At 55.1% G+C, this 1,598-nt stretch carries 1 protein-coding gene; it reads left to right on the forward strand.

The window, feature by feature from the left end:
- Positions 1-77 precede the first annotated feature (77 nt).
- Complete coding sequence (locus tag M5C01_RS32695) at positions 78-1,502, forward strand: IS1182 family transposase (protein ID WP_218586116.1); 1,425 nt, start codon at positions 78-80, stop codon at positions 1,500-1,502.
- Positions 1,503-1,598: the final 96 nt, after the last annotated feature.

Raw genomic sequence — 1,598 nt, forward strand, 5'->3', positions numbered from 1 at the left:
CAGACTGTGTGAAAACCTAGCAATCTGCTGGCCGGTTAAAGAAAATGCCCGTATCGCAAGATACGGGCATTTTTCTTATGCGCTATATCCAAGGTGAAAATCGCTCTCAGAGCGCGCTGTTTCCACTGTCGCTGGATGAGTTGATTCCCGATGACCATCTGGTTCGGGTCATCGAAGCCTATGTCGCGCTTCTGGATTTTGAGCAACTGGGTTTCGACAAGGCCAAACCCAAGGCCACGGGACGTCCTTCATACGATCCCGCCGATCTGCTCAAACTCTATCTGTACGGCTATTTCCAACGCATTCGTTCGTCACGACGGCTTGAGGCCGAGTGTCAACGCAACGTCGAGGTCATGTGGCTGTTGGGACGATTGGCGCCGGACTTCAAAACCATTGCCGATTTTCGACGCGATAACAGCGCGGCGTTTACCGCGACCTGTCGTGCCTTTGTTCGTTTCTGCCGGCAGGCCGGTCTGATTGCAGGCGAGTTGGTGGCCATCGATGGCAGCAAGTTTCAAGCTGTGGCTTCCAGCCGCAAACATCTGACACCGAAAAAGCTCCAGCAACGGGAAGCGACGCTCGACAAGAAAATTGCGCGTTATCTGGCGCAACTCGATGAAGCCGATCGCGACGAAGAAGGCGAGTCGATTGATCGTTCAGCGGTGCAGGCAGCGCTGGCGGAGTTGCAGGTAAAAAAGGCCAATAACCAGACCTGCCAAGTGCTGATGCAAGCTCAAGGTCTGGTTCAGCACGTTGTGGGTGAATCCGATGCGCAAAAAATGCGAACAGCGTCCGGGCCGCTCGTGGCCTACAACATTCAAAGTGCGGTGGATGCCAAGCATTGCCTGATTCTGCACCACGAAGTGACTCAGGAAGGCACCGACAACCGTCAGTTGGAACCGATGGCCAAAGCAGCCAAAGAGAAGCTGGATCAATCCGAACTTTGCGTCACGGCGGATGCCGGTTATTCCAATGGTGCCCAGTTCCAGGCCTGCGAAGACGCGGCGATCACGGCTTTTGTGCCTCCCAATCGGGCGATCAACACCACCGGTGGCGAGGAGCAATACTTTGACCGCACCGAATTCAACTACGACTCGAACACCGATCAGTACCAATGCCCCGCAGGCAACCGGCTGACACTCAAGCAACTGAGCAAGGGCGACCGAATCTATCAGGCGGCCATCAGCGACTGCCGAAGTTGTCCGCTGAAAAACCGCTGCACCAAGGCAGAACGCCGGTATCTGATGCGCCACGCCCATGAAGCAGCATTTGAGCGAATGGAAGTGCGAATGAAGGCGCACCCGGAAATGATGGGGCATCGGCGCTCCATCGTCGAACATCCCTTCGGCAACCTGAAGCAATGGATTTTCGGCAATGGCCGGTTTTTGCTGCGCCAGTTACAGGGTGCTCGCGCAGAAATGGCACTTGCAGTACAGGCCTACAACTTGAAAAGAGCTATCCAGGTGCTGGGAGCACAGAAGCTGATGGCGCTGATGGGCTGAAAGGCCCTTCATTTTTCAGATTGCAGAAAAGCAAATGCCCCGACAAGTCGGGGCATTTGCTTTAAACCGCGGCGGACTGCGTTTTCACACAGTCTG

The sequence above is a fragment of the Pseudomonas sp. MWU12-2319 genome, from assembly GCF_023242525.1.
GTDB classification, from domain to species: domain Bacteria; phylum Pseudomonadota; class Gammaproteobacteria; order Pseudomonadales; family Pseudomonadaceae; genus Aquipseudomonas; species Aquipseudomonas gingeri_D.